The sequence below is a fragment of the Mesorhizobium sp. M0296 genome (assembly GCF_040321675.1).
Lineage (GTDB): Bacteria > Pseudomonadota > Alphaproteobacteria > Rhizobiales > Rhizobiaceae > Mesorhizobium.
In genome coordinates, this window is sequence record NZ_JAMYRZ010000015.1 from 80,564 (window position 1) to 94,194 (window position 13,631).

14 protein-coding genes and 1 pseudogene are annotated in these 13,631 nt (G+C 61.9%); 6 read left to right on the forward strand and 9 right to left on the reverse strand.

The genetic code is table 11. The features are described 5' to 3' along the window. The first annotated feature begins 28 nt into the window (after nucleotides 1-28). Together NKI97_RS16595 and NKI97_RS16600 are read left to right on the forward strand one after the other, a co-directional pair. Entirely contained in the window at nucleotides 29-790 is a 762-nt protein-coding gene (locus NKI97_RS16595) for a molybdopterin-synthase adenylyltransferase MoeB (protein WP_352746944.1), read from the forward strand. Further along, complete coding sequence (locus NKI97_RS16600; protein WP_352746941.1) at nucleotides 787-1,275, forward strand: GNAT family N-acetyltransferase; 489 nt, start codon at nucleotides 787-789, stop codon at nucleotides 1,273-1,275. The genes NKI97_RS16595 and NKI97_RS16600 overlap by 4 nt, the downstream gene beginning before the upstream one ends. Before the next feature lie 56 nt (nucleotides 1,276-1,331). On the opposite strand, the gene NKI97_RS16605 is transcribed toward NKI97_RS16600, so the two are convergent. Continuing rightward, nucleotides 1,332-2,333, reverse strand: a complete 1,002-nt coding sequence (locus NKI97_RS16605) for a 2-hydroxyacid dehydrogenase (RefSeq protein ID WP_352448610.1) — start codon at nucleotides 2,331-2,333, stop codon at nucleotides 1,332-1,334. Nucleotides 2,334-2,490: 157 nt separating this feature from the next. On the opposite strand from NKI97_RS16605, the gene NKI97_RS16610 reads away from it, so the two are divergent. Next, nucleotides 2,491-3,048: an SH3 domain-containing protein gene (locus NKI97_RS16610; protein ID WP_352746938.1), complete on the forward strand. Its 558-nt coding sequence runs from the start codon at nucleotides 2,491-2,493 to the stop codon at nucleotides 3,046-3,048. A gap of 81 nt (nucleotides 3,049-3,129) precedes the next feature. On the opposite strand, the pseudogene NKI97_RS16615 reads toward NKI97_RS16610, so the two are convergent. Both NKI97_RS16615 and irrA read right to left on the reverse strand, forming a co-directional pair. Then, nucleotides 3,130-3,488 (reverse strand): annotated as a pseudogene (locus tag NKI97_RS16615) (DUF4260 domain-containing protein). Between the two features lie 10 nt (nucleotides 3,489-3,498). After that, on the reverse strand, nucleotides 3,499-3,930 hold the full coding sequence (gene irrA, locus NKI97_RS16620; protein ID WP_023676913.1) for an iron response transcriptional regulator IrrA: 432 nt from the start codon (nucleotides 3,928-3,930) through the stop codon (nucleotides 3,499-3,501). 240 nt (nucleotides 3,931-4,170) lie between these two features. Between irrA and fabA the strand changes: the two genes are divergently transcribed. The 3 genes from fabA (at nucleotide 4,171) to fabI (ending at nucleotide 6,859) form a co-directional block, all read left to right on the forward strand. Continuing rightward, nucleotides 4,171-4,689, forward strand: a complete 519-nt coding sequence (fabA, locus tag NKI97_RS16625) for a 3-hydroxyacyl-[acyl-carrier-protein] dehydratase FabA (RefSeq protein WP_023676912.1) — start codon at nucleotides 4,171-4,173, stop codon at nucleotides 4,687-4,689. Between the two features lie 123 nt (nucleotides 4,690-4,812). Then, nucleotides 4,813-6,033, forward strand: coding sequence for a beta-ketoacyl-ACP synthase I (gene fabB, locus NKI97_RS16630; RefSeq protein ID WP_352448609.1), 1,221 nt, complete (start codon nucleotides 4,813-4,815; stop codon nucleotides 6,031-6,033). 13 nt (nucleotides 6,034-6,046) lie between these two features. After that, the gene (gene fabI / locus NKI97_RS16635) at nucleotides 6,047-6,859 is read left to right on the forward strand and encodes an enoyl-ACP reductase FabI (protein ID WP_023676910.1); all 813 of its coding nucleotides are present in this window, start codon (nucleotides 6,047-6,049) and stop codon (nucleotides 6,857-6,859) included. A 36-nt stretch (nucleotides 6,860-6,895) separates the two neighbouring features. On the opposite strand, the gene NKI97_RS16640 is transcribed toward fabI, so the two are convergent. The 6 genes from NKI97_RS16640 to rbfA form a co-directional block, all read right to left on the reverse strand. Further along, nucleotides 6,896-7,909, reverse strand: coding sequence for a class I SAM-dependent methyltransferase (locus NKI97_RS16640; RefSeq protein WP_352746935.1), 1,014 nt, complete (start codon nucleotides 7,907-7,909; stop codon nucleotides 6,896-6,898). A gap of 89 nt (nucleotides 7,910-7,998) precedes the next feature. Next, on the reverse strand, nucleotides 7,999-10,146 hold the full coding sequence (gene pnp, locus NKI97_RS16645; RefSeq protein ID WP_292654001.1) for a polyribonucleotide nucleotidyltransferase: 2,148 nt from the start codon (nucleotides 10,144-10,146) through the stop codon (nucleotides 7,999-8,001). A gap of 407 nt (nucleotides 10,147-10,553) precedes the next feature. Continuing rightward, nucleotides 10,554-10,865: a 30S ribosomal protein S15 gene (rpsO, locus tag NKI97_RS16650; protein ID WP_280940423.1), complete on the reverse strand. Its 312-nt coding sequence runs from the start codon at nucleotides 10,863-10,865 to the stop codon at nucleotides 10,554-10,556. A 140-nt stretch (nucleotides 10,866-11,005) separates the two neighbouring features. After that, complete coding sequence (gene corA, locus NKI97_RS16655) at nucleotides 11,006-12,100, reverse strand: magnesium/cobalt transporter CorA (RefSeq protein ID WP_352680483.1); 1,095 nt, start codon at nucleotides 12,098-12,100, stop codon at nucleotides 11,006-11,008. 146 nt (nucleotides 12,101-12,246) lie between these two features. Continuing rightward, nucleotides 12,247-13,200: a tRNA pseudouridine(55) synthase TruB gene (truB, locus tag NKI97_RS16660; RefSeq protein ID WP_352835339.1), complete on the reverse strand. Its 954-nt coding sequence runs from the start codon at nucleotides 13,198-13,200 to the stop codon at nucleotides 12,247-12,249. Next, nucleotides 13,200-13,625 carry a 30S ribosome-binding factor RbfA gene (rbfA, locus tag NKI97_RS16665; protein ID WP_352613883.1) on the reverse strand — a complete coding sequence of 142 codons (426 nt, stop codon included), beginning with the start codon at nucleotides 13,623-13,625 and terminating at the stop codon, nucleotides 13,200-13,202. Before rbfA ends, truB begins: the two co-directional genes overlap by 1 nt. Between the last annotated feature and the right edge of the window lie 6 nt (nucleotides 13,626-13,631).

Sequence of the window (13,631 nt, forward strand, 5' to 3'; positions counted from 1 at the left end):
GCTTTTTCCTCCGCTATATGGTCCGGCGATGATCACAGCCGCCCTCACCGATGAAGAGCTCGAACGCTACGCCCGCCACATCGTGCTGCCCGAGATCGGCGGCGCCGGCCAGCAGCGGCTGAAGCGGGCGCGGGTGCTCGTCATTGGCGCCGGCGGATTGGGAGCGCCGGTGCTCGAATATCTCGCCGCCGCAGGGATTGGCACTCTCGGTGTCGTCGACGACGACATCGTTTCGCTTTCCAACCTGCAACGACAAGTGATCCACGCCACGGGCGATGTCGGGGTGGCGAAAACCGACAGCGCCAGAGCGGCGATCATCCGCATCAATCCAAACGTCGTCGTGGAAGAGCACAATTTCAGGCTGACCGTGGACAACGCCCCTACCCTCATTGCCCGTTATGACATCGTCGTTGACGGCTCCGACAATTTCGAGACACGCTACGCGGTGGCCGACGCCTGCGCCGCGGAAAGCCGGCCGCTCGTGCATGCCGCCGTTGGCCGCTTCGACGGCTCGGTCACCGTACTGAAGCCATTCGAAACCGGCCCGGACGGCAAGTTGAACCCAAGCTACCGCGATCTCTTTCCCGAGGCGCCGCCGCCGGGACTGGTGCCATCCTGCGCGGTGGCCGGCATTGTCGGCGCGTTGACCGGGGTCATCGGCACGCTGCAAGCCATGGAAGCGATCAAGCTGATCACCGGGATTGGCGAGCCGCTGGTCGGACGACTGCTGCTCTACGATGCGCTGGCGGCACGCTTCGACACGATCCGCTACAAGCGAACCAGCCCGTGAGCCTGCCTGCCGACGTTTCCATCGTGCAGCTTGCGGCCGATTTCGACCGTTGGGACGAGGTGCTGGCGCTGGTCATGCGCGCCTTCGCCTTTATGGACGAGGTTATTGACCCGCCGTCCTCGGCGCATCGGCTCACCGTTGAAAATCTCAGGGCTAGAGCGCTGGAGGAGACAGCATTCCTGGCACTGAAGGGAAACGAGATCGTCGGTTGCGTCTTCGTCCTGAAGCGCGCAGACGACCTCTATATTGGAAAGCTCGCGGTCGAGCCGACGCTTCAGGGACAAGGCGTCGGAAAACAGCTGATGCAGGCCGTCGAAGATCTTGCCCGCAGCCGCAACAGGACCGCCATCGAGCTCCAGACCCGGGTCGAACTGACTGGAAACCACGCTGCCTTCGCCCGCCTCGGCTTTCGCGAAACCGAACGGACAGCGCACAAAGGTTACGACCGGCCGACCTCAATCACCATGCGCAAGGTGCTTTTGTAAGCAAACGCTAACCAAAAGCGAGCCGGCAGCTGCCCCGACCAGAATTCGCTGGCCGGTCACGCCCGCAGCGGCAGCACGCGGTCGGGCGGGCGATGACCATCGAAGAAGGCGCGGATGTTGATGATTACCTTCTCGCCCATGTCGATACGGCCTTCGAGCGTCGCCGAGCCCATATGCGGCAACAGCACGACCTTGCCTTTGTGGGCAAGTTTCAGCAGCTTGCTGTTCAGCGCCGGCTCGTGCTCGTAGACGTCGAGGCCGGCGCCGGCGATCTTGCCGTCATGGATGAGCTTGACCAGCGATTCCTCATCGATGATATCGCCGCGCGCGGTATTGACTATGTAAGCTGACGGTTGCAGAAGCGCCAGCCGCCGCGCCGAAAGCAGGTGGAAGGTTGCCGGTGTCGATGGACAATTGACCGAGATAATGTCCATGCGGGCGAGCATCTGGTCAAGGCTTTCCCAATACGTGGCTTCCAACTCGTCCTCGATTGCCGGCAGTACGCGGTGGCGGTTGTGGTAGTGGATCGAGAGGCCAAACGCCTTGGCGCGCCTGGCGACAGCGGTGCCGATGCGACCCATGCCGACAATGCCGAGCCGTTTGCCCCAGATGCGCCGGCCGAGCATCCAGGTCGGCGACCAGCCCGCCCATTTCTTATCGCCGGTCAGCACGTTGGCGCCTTCAGCCAGCCGCCGCGGTACGGCCAGCATCAGCGCCATGGTCATGTCGGCCGTATCTTCGGTCAACACGTTCGGCGTGTTGGTGACGGTGATGCCTTTCTTGGCCGCTGCCGCAACGTCGATCTTGTCGACGCCATTACCGAAGTTGGCGATCAGCTTGAGGTTGTCGCCGGCCTGGGCAATCAGCGCCGCGTCGATATTGTCGGTCACAGTCGGCACCAGCACGTCGGCCTCCTTGACCGCCGCCACCAGTTCCGGCTGCGTCATCGGCCTGTCCTCCACATTCAAGCGGGCGTCGAACAACTCGCGCATGCGGGTCTCGACTACGTCGGGCAACTTGCGCGTGATGACGACGAGGGGCTTCTTTTTGCCTGTCATTGTTTCCTCGAACCCGATCTCGTTGAGACCTCTTTAACCAAGAACGGCGAAACTGAGAGCCGATCGCGGTACCGGTCATCCATGTAACAAGCGGTTCCGCCGAAGACAAAGAAAAATGGGCGCGAAGGCCGATGGGCGGGCGCCGAAAGGAACGAAAGTGTCTGGTTTCGCGTCGCTCCGCCTGACCCTCAGTGCAGCATTCCTCGGCGCTCTCATCCACAGCCCACTGGTGATGGCGCAAAGTGCCGCCGCACCCGCCCAGCGCGTCACGCTCGGACCAAGCGGCTTGCCGCTGCCGCGCTTCGTCAGCCTGAAATCCGGCCGCGTCAACTCGCGCGTTGGGCCGGGCGTCAATTATTCCGTCGACTGGATGTATATGAAGCCAGGCCTGCCGATGGAGATCATCCAGGAGTTCGATACGTGGCGCCGTGTGCGTGATGCCGACGGCTCGGAAGGCTGGATCAATCAGTCGCTGCTTTCGGGCCGTCGCACGGCGATTGTCGCCCCCTGGCAGCGCGGCAAGGACGCTCGCGTCAACCTCCTTGACGACCCGGCAAAAGATGCAGGCGTCATTGCGATCCTCGAACCGGGGGTGATGGGCACAATCAAGTCCTGCGATGGCCAATGGTGCGAAATGACCTTCGACGGCCATACCGGCTGGCTCGCACAGTCGCTCGTCTGGGGTGCCTATCCCGGCGAAAAGGTCAAGAACTGACCTTTCCGAACCGGAGGTCAGGCCAGCGCTGCAAGCACCGGATCCGGCATTTGTTTCGCTGATCTTCGGTTCGGGGATGGTTTAGCGGCCGATGCGGCCGAGATGGGTATCCTGGAAACTGCTCGACAGCTTCAAACCATAGCCCAGAGCGCGGTCGATGGCGATGTGGGCGATCCAGATCAGTGCGACAGCTATCGCCATTGCATTGTCAAAGACGCTGCCGACAAGCGCCAGCAGAACGGGCAAGATCAGTATGTGCAAGGCGTTGTAGGCGACGGCCCGACGCGCGGCCCGGCCATGTAACCCAGCATCGACAGGTCGGGCGCCAGAATGAGCACGGCAAACAGCCACCAGGAAACACCGGCGATTGCATAGAAGACAATAGCCGCCACCGCGACGGCGACCCATTTGAGCCGGAGCGTCAAATCCAGGAATTTCATAAGGCGCCGGTCAGTCGCAGCGTTTCGGACGCAGTCTCACCACGATATCGACATTGGCGATCTCCATGCCCTCCGGCGGTTCCGGCAGGTTGGAAACCGTCACCGGGCCGCTGTCGATATCGAAGATCCTGTTTTCGCCCTCGATATAGAAATGATGGTGATCGGAGGTGTTGGTGTCGAAATAAGTCTTCGATCCCTCGACGGCAAGGATGCGGAGAAGACCGGCCTGGGTAAACTGGTGCAGAGCATTGTAGACGGTGGCCAGAGACACCGGCACGCCGGCGGCAAGCGCCTCCTCGTGCAGTTCCTCGGCCGAAAGATGGCGGTCGCCCTTGGCGAAAAGCAGATCGGCCAGCGCGATGCGCTGGCGTGTCGGCCTCAGACCGGCCTCGCGAACGCGCTTGTCCACAGCGACATTATCCTTCCGGCAACCCAGATCCATCTATCCGTCGCGCTCACAGTTCCGCCTCAGACAGGTCCAAAATGGCAGAAATTGAGCATCTGCCGAAACCGGACGTGTCCTGACATATATTCTGTCGACCGAATGCGATCAATAGCGCGCATTGACCCGGGCAGACGGGCAGGTTAAGCGCAAGCGCCGGTTTCCGGCCTGAAACAGATTGTGTTAGGAAACCACCGACAAGGGCGCCTATCGCCCGGGACGATCACGGGGACGAGATTGATGGCGGGTTCGAAATCCAGCTACGGTTACGAGGAATTGCTTGCCTGCGCCCGCGGCGAGCTGTTCGGACCGGGAAATGCGCAGCTGCCCTATCCGCCGATGCTGATGTTCGACCGCATCACCGAGATCAGCGAGACCGGCGGTGCGTTCGACAAGGGTTTCATCCGCGCGGAATTCGATATCAAGCCGGATTTGTGGTTTTTCGCCTGCCATTTCATCGGTAATCCGATCATGCCAGGATGCCTAGGCCTGGACGCCATGTGGCAGTTGACGGGGTTCTATCTCGGATGGCTCGGTGAACCCGGCAAGGGGATGGCGCTGTCGACCGGTGAGGTGAGGTTCAAAGGCATGGTCACGCCTTCGGTCAAGAAGGTGGAGTATGGCGTCGACTTCAAGCGAGTGATGCGCGGTCGGCTTGTGCTTGGCATCGCCGATGGCTGGCTGAAGGCAGATGGCGAGCCCATATACGCGGCAACGGATCTGAAGGTCGGTCTGTCCAAGCAATCGGCCGCCGTCTGAACGAAGACCCTACAGTACGACGTCTTGGACGTCTGATGAACGCTGTAGCACTTTTAATTTTGCGCATGGTTCCATTCCGGAAATTGATTTCAGGTTCGGGGTCCGCGCTGGAAGGAGTTGCGAATGAGACGGGTCGTAGTCACAGGTCTCGGCATCGTGTCGTCGATAGGCAACAATGCCAACGAGGTGCAGACCTCGCTGCACGATGCCAGATCCGGCATCAGCTTCTCCGACTCTTTCGCTGAGCATGGCTTCCGTTGCCGGGTGTGGGGTGCGCCGACGCTGGACCCATCGGGCATGATCGACCGTCGCGCCATGCGCTTCCTGTCGCAGGGTGCTGCCTGGAACCATGTCGCAATGGACCAGGCGATCGCAGACGCCGGCCTCGACGAGGCCGACATCACCAACGAGCGCACCGGTATCGTGATGGGCTCCGGCGGACCGTCGACCCGTGCAATCGTCGAGGCGGCCGAGACCACGGTCAAAAACGGCAGCCCCAAGCGGATCGGGCCGTTCGCAGTGCCAAAAGCGATGTCGTCGACCGCGTCGGCGACGCTTGCCACCTGGTTCAAGATCCACGGCGTCAACTATTCGATCTCATCGGCCTGCTCGACGTCTGCGCATTGCATCGGCAATGGCTACGAGCTGATCCAGTGGGGCAAGCAGGACATCGTCTTCGCCGGCGGCCATGAGGATCTCGACTGGACGATGTCGGATCTCTTCGATGCCATGGGCGCCATGTCGTCCAAGTTCAACGACAGGGCATCGGTCGCCTCACGCGCCTACGACGTCGATCGCGACGGTTTCGTCATTGCCGGCGGCGCCGGCGTGCTGATTCTTGAAGAGCTTGAGCATGCCAAGGCACGCGGCGCCAAGATCTATGCCGAGATCGTCGGCTATGGCGCGACATCGGACGGCTACGACATGGTGGCGCCGTCGGGCGAAGGCGCGGCGCGCTGCATGAAGCAGGCGCTCGCAACGGTGTCCTCGCCGGTCGACTACATCAATACGCACGGCACCTCGACGCCGGTCGGCGACTCCAAGGAAATGGGCGCCATCCGCGAGGTGTTCGGCGAGAAGATGCCTTTCATCACGTCGACCAAATCGCTAACCGGCCATTCTCTGGGCGCCGCCGGCGTGCAGGAATCGATCTACTCGATCCTGATGATGCAAGGCGGCTTCATCGGCGAGAGCGCCCACATTGAGAACCTCGATCCGGAATTCGAGGGCATGCCGATCGTGCGCAAGCGCATCGACGATGCAAGGATCGACACCGTTTTGTCCAATTCGTTCGGTTTCGGTGGCACCAACGCAACGCTGATTTTCCAGCGCTATTCCGCATAAGGATTTGCCGACCATGGACGGATTGATGAAGGGCAAGCGCGGGCTTGTCATGGGTGTTGCCAACGATCATTCGATCGCCTGGGGTATCGCCCGCAAACTGTCCGAACATGGCGCGGACCTCGCCTTCACCTATCAGGGCGAGGCCTTCGGGCGCCGGGTCAAGCCGCTCGCCGAGAAATTGGGCGCATCCCTGGTGGTGCCTTGCGACGTCGAGGACAGCGTGTCGGTCGCCGCGACTTTCGAGACTTTGGGGAAGGCGTGGGGCGGGCTGGATTTCGTCGTCCATGCCATCGGCTTTTCCGACAAGAACGAGCTGAAAGGCCTCTACGCCGACACGAGCCGCGACAACTTCATCCGCACCATGGTGATCTCCTGCTACTCCTTCACCGAGATCGCCCGTCACGCCGCCACATTGATGAAGGATAGCGGTTCGATGATCACGCTGACCTATGCCGGCTCGGTCCGCGTCATGCCGAACTACAACGTTATGGGTGTCGCTAAGGCGGGGCTGGAGGCCAGCGTCCGCTATCTCGCCAACGACTACGGCCCGCGCGGCATCAGGGTGAACGGCATATCGGCGGGACCGGTACGGACGCTTGCGGGCGCCGGGATTTCCGACGCACGCCACATGTTCTCCTACCAGCAGCGCAACTCGCCGCTACGCCGTACAGTGACGATCGACGAAGTCGGCGGCTCCGCGCTCTATTTGCTGTCCGACCTGTCCTCCGGCGTCACCGGCGAAATCCACTATGTCGATTCCGGCTATCACATCGTTTCCATGCCGACGCTTGACGAATTGAAGCAGACCGACGGCGGGCGGGAATAGCGCGAGCGACGTATCGCGGGCTTGCCCCGCAGGATTTCAGCGTCGCGCCGATAAGACCTTGAACATGCCGTCGCGGGCGAGCTCCGCATGGCTGGAGAAGGCGGCCGCCAGCACCGGTTCGTAGGGAAGCTGACGGTTTGCCACCATGAACAGCCGGCCGCCGGGCTTCAGCGCCTTGCCTGCCGCGCGGATCATGCCGGCACCGATTTCCGGCTCAGTCGCCCGGCTGCGGTGAAAGGGCGGGTTCATGACGACCACGTCGTAGCGGCGCTCGACCGGTTCGCTCAAAAGATCTATCCAGAAGAAATGTGGCTCCACGCCTGTGTTGCCGACATTGGCCTTGGCCGCCTCCAGCGCCTCGAAATCCGCTTCGTAAAGGTCAAGCGCCGATATGCCGGGTGAGCGGGCGGCGACTTCGGCGGCGACATAGCCCCAACCGGCACAGAAATCCGCAACGCTGCCACGCAGATCGTTGGGCAGATTTTCGACCAGCAGCTTCGATCCGGCATCGATCTTGTCGAAGGAAAACATGCCTGGGGCCGTGCGGAAGCGGTCCTCGACCACCAAGTCCGGATTGGCGGCGCGAAGCGTTGCCGCGGCAACGGTATCGGCCGGCCGGCGAAACCAGAAGGCAATGCCGTGATGCTTCGGCAGGTGGCCTTCGAGCGGCACAAGGGCGCCGACATGCTTGCGCAGGCTGGCGATTCCATCGTCCTTGCTGCCGGCGACGACGATCAACCCGCCTGGTGCTGCGCGTTCGACCGCTTCGGCAACGCGCAACTCGTTTTGGCCGCGATGGCGGCCAGCGAGCACAAATGCCGCGTCGAAAGCCTCGCCTTCGACCTGCGGCGTGACCGCGAAGCCGGACGCCTGCAAGGCGCGAAAGTGCGGCCTGAAGCCTTGGACAAGATGAAGCTTGGCATCAGACCCTTCCGGCAAGCGAAAGCCGGGCTCGGCACCGAGAAAGAGTGTGCGTTCATCCTTTCGTGGCAGGGAAACAGCACCGGCCTCGAACGGATGGAAAAGCGTTTTCAGCGGCTCGGCGAACATTCACGACTCTTGAACTGCAAGGCTGTTGTTGAAACGCAAACGGGCGCGACCTTCCGGCGCGCCCGCTTCGATTGCATAGTTAGATCAGCTTAGGCGGCGTTTTCTTCGCCTTCGCTCTTCTTGTCGCGCACGATTTCCTTGCCGGTGGCCTGGTCGACGACCTTCATCGACAGGCGGACCTTGCCGCGCTCATCGAAGCCCATCAGCTTGACCCAGACCTTGTCGCCTTCCTTGACCACATCGGAGGTCTTGGCGACACGATCATTGGCGAGTTGCGAGATGTGGACGAGGCCGTCACGCGGACCGAAGAAATTGACGAAAGCGCCGAAGTCGGCGGTCTTGACGACCGTGCCTTCGTAGATTTCACCGACTTCCGGTTCGGCGACGATGGTGTGTATCCACTTCTTCGCCGCCTCGATCTCCTTGGCATTGGCCGAGGCGATCTTGACGGTGCCGTCGTCCTCGATGTTGATCTTGGCGCCGGTCTTTTCGACGATCTCGCGGATGACCTTGCCGCCCGAGCCGATCACGTCGCGGATCTTGTCGGTCGGGATGTGCATGACCTCGATGCGCGGCGCGAACTCGCCGAGCTCGGCACGTGCGCCGGACAGCGCGTGGGCCATTTCGCCGAGAATGTGCTGACGGCCATCCTTGGCCTGGTCGAGGGCGATCTTCATGATCTCCTCGGTGATGCCCTCGATCTTGATGTCCATCTGCAGCGAGGTGATGCCGTAGGCGGTGCCGGCAACCTTGAAGTCCATGTCGCCGAGGTGGTCCTCGTCGCCAAGGATGTCGGAGAGCACGGCGAAGCGCTCGCCTTCCTTGATCAGGCCCATCGCAATGCCGGCGACCGGCTTGGCAAGCGGCACGCCGGCATCCATCAGAGCCAGCGAGGTGCCGCAGACGGTAGCCATTGACGACGAGCCGTTGGACTCGGTGATCTCCGAAACGACGCGCAACGTATAGGGGAACTGGTCGGCGGTCGGAAGCATCGGCCGGATGGCGCGCCAGGCGAGCTTGCCATGGCCGATTTCGCGGCGGCCCGGCGAACCCATGCGGCCGGTTTCACCGACCGAATAGGGAGGGAAGTTGTAGTGCAGGAGGAACTTCTCCTTGTACATGCCGGTCAACGAATCGACATACTGCTCGTCCTCGCCGGTGCCGAGCGTGGCGACAACCAGTGCCTGGGTCTCGCCGCGAGTGAACAGCGCCGAGCCGTGCGTGCGCGGCAGGACGCCGACTTCCGAGACGATCTTGCGGACCGTCTTCAGGTCGCGGCCGTCGATGCGCGAGCCGGTGTCGAGGATGTTCCAGCGCACGACCTTGGCCTGGAGCTCCTTGAACACGGTGCCGATCTGTTCGGACGTGTATTTGGCCTCTTCGCCTTCTGCCGGCGCGAACGCGGCCTTGACCTTCGCCTTGACGGCGTCGACGGCGGCATAGCGCTTCTGCTTGTCGGTGATCTTGTAGGCGTCGCGAAGCTCGCCTTCGACGATCTTGAGCATCTCGGCTTCAAGTGCGGAATAGTCCGGCGCGGTGAAGTCGCGCGGGTCCTTGGCCGCGACTTCAGCCAGCTTGATGATCGCGTCGATCACCGGCTGGAAGCCCCTGTGGCCGAACATGACGGCGCCGAGCATAAGGTCCTCGCCGAGTTCCTTGGCTTCGGACTCGACCATCAGCACGGCGTCGGCGGTGCCGGCGACGACTAGGTCGAGCTTCGATTCCTGCATCTCGTCGACATGCGGGTTGAGCACGTATTCGCCGTTGATGTAGCCGACGCGGGCGCCGCCAACCGGACCCATGAACGGCACGCCGGACAAGGTCAGGGCGGCGGAGGTGGCGACGATCGACAGGATGTCCGGGTCATTTTCGAGATCGTGCTGGACGACGGTGACGACGATCTGGGTGTCGTTCTTGTAGCCTTCGGCGAAGAGCGGCCGGATCGGGCGGTCGATCAGGCGGGAAACCAGCGTTTCCTTCTCGCTCGGACGGCCTTCACGCTTGAAATAGCCACCCGGGATCTTGCCGGCCGCGTAAGTCTTCTCCTGGTAGTTGACCGTCAGCGGGAAGAAATCGAGGCCGGGTTTCGGCTCTTTCATCGAGACGACGGTGGCGAGAACCTTGGTTTCGCCGTAGGTGGCCAGCACCGCGCCATCAGCCTGACGTGCGATCTTGCCGGTTTCGAGAATGAGCGGACGGCCGCCCCATTCGATTTCCACTTTGTGGTAATTGAACATGTCTTGTCCTTCATATGCGGAAAGGGCCGCGCCGTTTCAGCGTGCGCGGATGCCCCTTTCCCTTGGCTTCCTTTCTCGGGCAGCCACGGGCAAGACAACGGGAGGCTCGGTTTATTCGGCGCGGTGCCGCACGAGCGTCCTGCAATCCTGCCCCATGACCGTCCATGGGCGGTTTCGAGCGGCCCTCTGCTGTTTCGAAACCGGGTTGGCCAATCGATCCGAGTGGCCTTGCGCGTGAACCCGAAAACCAGGTTTTCGGAAAATATCCTGCGCAAATCTAAACTTCAGAGCGTCCTTTGCGCATCCAAACCGATGCGCGGCGCTCTACTTCCTTCATGGAGCCTTGGATGACCCGATGCTCCAATGCGCGACCGGCGGGCTCTCGAAAGAACCCGCCGGTCAATTCGTCAACGGCGCAGACCGAGCTTCTCGATCAGCGTCTGATAGCGCGCGTCGTCCTTGCGCTTGAGATAATCAAGCAGGCTGCGGCGCTGGGAAACGAGAGCGAGCAGACCACGGCGGGAATGGTTATCCTTCTTGTGGTCCTTGAAATGGTCGGTCAGGTTCTTGATGCGCTCCGAAAGGATGGCCACCTGGACTTCCGGAGACCCGGTATCGCCTTTGGCGGTAGCGAATTCGCCCATCAATTCCTTCTTGCGTTCGGCAGTAATCGACATCGTGTTTTTCCTTGTCTGTTTGAGGAAACGGGACGCCCTCAGCCGGGATGTCGTCCAGCAGGGGCCGGTGCAAGCAACGCGTCAAAGCGCGAGGCTGCGGCGCATATAGTGCAATTCCGACAAAAAGGCCAGCCTAATTCACAAGCCGGCTTTTTGCTGCATAAACGGGCACTTCCGCCTAGTCAGAGCCATTTCTTCCATTTGAAGTACGCAAAGAGCCCGACCGCAACAAGCGCCATGAAGACGAGCGACAGGGGATAGCCGTAATAGGCTTTCAGCTCCGGCATGTTCCAGGGCGAGGTGTCGGGGTCGAAATTCATGCCCCATACGCCGACGAGAAAGGTAAGCGGCATGAAGATCACCGAGACGATCGTCAGATAGCTGATGACGTCGTTGGTGCGCGCCTGGCTGAGCGACAAGTGCATCTCGATCAGGCCGGTCAGCATGTCGCGCTGGGTTTCGACCAGTTCGATCAATCGCAGCGAATGATCGAGCGTGTCGTTCAGAAATATCTTGGTTTCGGCCTTCACATAAGAGACGTCGTTGCGGATCATGGTCGCCAGCGCGTCGCGCATCGGCCAAAGCACGCCCTTCAGCACATTGGCATCGCGCCGCAATTCGTGAAGCTGCCGCATCTGATGCTTGTGCGCCTGGTTCAGCATCTGGTCCTCAATGCTGTCGACCAATTCGCCGGCAGCCTCGATCGGCGGGAAATAGCTGTCGACGATGGCGTCGATCAAAGCATAGGCGAGATAGTCGGCGCCGCGCGAGCGCAAGCGGTTGGGCACCGAGCTTGCGATCCGCTTGCGCACGGGATCGAACGGGTCGCCTTCGCGCTCCTGGAAGGTGACGACGAAGTTCCTGCCGAAGAAGACGGCGATCTGTTCGTAGCGATGCGCGGTGACATCGTCGATCATCCTGACGACGACAAAGGCATGGTCCTCGAAGAAATCCACCTTCGGCCGCTGGCCGGTGTTGACGACATCTTCCAGCGCCAACGGATGCAGGTTGAAGATCCGGCCGATCTCCTCGATCAGCTGGATGTTGGCGAGGCCTGTGCAATCGAGCCAGATAACCGGCCAATTGTGGCAATGGGTGTTGACGTCGTCGATGCTGGCATTGTCGATGGTCTTGAACTTTTCGGGCGAGATCAATGTCAGCCTGAGCTCGGAACGGCGTGCCGCCGGGTCGGCGATCAGCGTGCCGGGCGAGGCCCCGACCGGCGGCCTCCGTGTTTTGAGCGCCGCTCGTTTGTTGACCGTGTCAGCCTTTGCCATGTGCCCCCTCGAGTGCAGCGTCGAACGGCACTACAGCGCAGCGCATCCTTTCGGACGGCAAACGACGCCGTAGGCCTGTTGATTTAGCGCATGATCCTTTCCCAAAATAGAATCCGGTTTGGAGATCATGCGCCGGGCGACAGCTGTTACCCGACAAAGACCCGCTTTGGCTTGAACATGCCTTGCTCGATGGCGCCGATGGCGACCAGCTTGCCGCGCGCGGTGGCGCAGGCCTCCTCCGCTTCTACCGGCGCGTCACGGCCGCGAATGATGACCGGATTGCCGAGGCGGATTTTGGTTGCCGCATCATCGCTGATCGCGACCTGCGGCAGGCATTCGAGCGCGGCGGCGGTGTCGACCAGAAGTGCATCGATGGCACCGAAGTCGATCGGGGCGTCTGCTGCTTGCGGCTCGCCCTGCTCGCCGAAGCGGGCGGCTTCCAGCTCGGCCAGGGTAACGAAATCTTCCTGCGTGAACGGCTCGACCTCGACCCGCCGCAGCTCGGCGATGTGACCAAAGCAGCCAAGGTCGCGGCCCATGTCGCGCGCCAGCGAGCGGACATAGGTGCCCTTGCCGCATTCGACCTCGAAGATGGTGCGATCGGCCATGTGCTCGACCAGATCGAGCCGGCCGATCTCGACCTCGCGTGCCGGAATGTCGATCGTCTCGCCATCGCGGGCAAGGTCGTAGGCGCGCTCGCCGGCGATCTTGATCGCCGAAAATTGCGGCGGCGTCTGCATGATGACGCCGGTATATTTCAAAAGCAGCGCCCGTACGTCGGCTTCCGCCGGACGGCGGTCCGAGCTTTTGGTCGCCGGGCCTTCGAGGTCGTCGGTCGAACGCTCCTCGCCCCAGGCAACCGTGAAGCGGTAGACCTTGGCGCCGTCCTGGACGTATGGCACGGTCTTGGTCGCTTCGCCGAGCGCGATCGGCAGCATGCCGGACGCCAGCGGGTCGAGCGTGCCGGCATGGCCGGCCTTTTCCGCCTGGAACAGCCATTTGATCTTGGAGACGGCTTCAGTCGAGCCCATGCCGACCGGCTTGTCCAGTACCAGCCAGCCCGAGATCGGCCGGCCCTTCTTCTTGCCGCGACGCGCCACTATTCGCTGTCCTTCCGGTCGTCTTTGTCTTTGTCGTCGGCGCTGAGATCGCGCGCCACCTCGGGCGAGTGCAGCAACTCGTTTATCTTCTGGAAATTGTCGTAGCTGGTGTCGAGCCGGAAGCGGAATTCCGGCATGTACTTCATCTGGCGCAGCGCGCCGGAGACGCGGCCGCGCACGAACTTCGCATGCTTATTGAGCGCCTCGATCACCGCCCCGGCATCCTTGGCGCCGAGCGGCGAAACGAAGGCGGTGGCGATCTTGAGATCGGGCGACATGCGCACTTCCGAGACCGAAACCACCGTGTTCTCGATCAGCGGATCGAGGATCTCGCCGCGCTGCAAGGTCTCGGACAGCGCATGGCGCACCTGCTCGCCGACGCGCAGCATGCGCTGGGATGGGCCAGCCGTTGATGGTCTAGGCATGAAAAT